Origin of the sequence: Streptococcus suis, from assembly GCF_002960445.1 — a bacterium.
Classification (GTDB): Bacteria; Bacillota; Bacilli; order Lactobacillales; family Streptococcaceae; genus Streptococcus; species Streptococcus hyiners.
Genome location: NZ_POJD01000189.1, coordinates 1 through 345, shown reverse-complemented (window position 1 = coordinate 345; position 345 = coordinate 1). Strand labels below are relative to the sequence as shown.

Below are 345 nucleotides of genomic sequence, written 5' to 3'. Positions count from 1 at the left end.
ATAGATAGGGATATAGACATTCAACTGGATCAGGGCTATGTGGTCCTGATCTACAGTAAGGACAAGGATTAGATGGATATTGTACTACTTATTTTGCTGATACTGGTCTTGCTTGCCTTGGTTTTTCTTTATGGAAAATGGCAGAGCTTGGCCCTGCTTTTGCAAGATCAAGCCGAAGATACAGCAGACAACTTGTCTGACCAGCTCAGCTATCAACTAGAAAATGCAACTCTCAAACAGCAGCAGACCATTCACCAGGAGGTGGAAAGACTCCGCACGGAGCTTTACCAACAGCTAACCGACATCCGTCAAGAGCTGAATAAGAGCCACTTGGAAACGCGAGAT

At 44.9% G+C, this 345-nt stretch carries 1 pseudogene; it reads left to right on the top strand.

What is annotated here, in order from left to right:
* Positions 1-72 precede the first annotated feature (72 nt).
* Positions 73-345, top strand: a pseudogene (locus tag C1G53_RS07695) (DNA recombination protein RmuC); the annotation flags it as partial.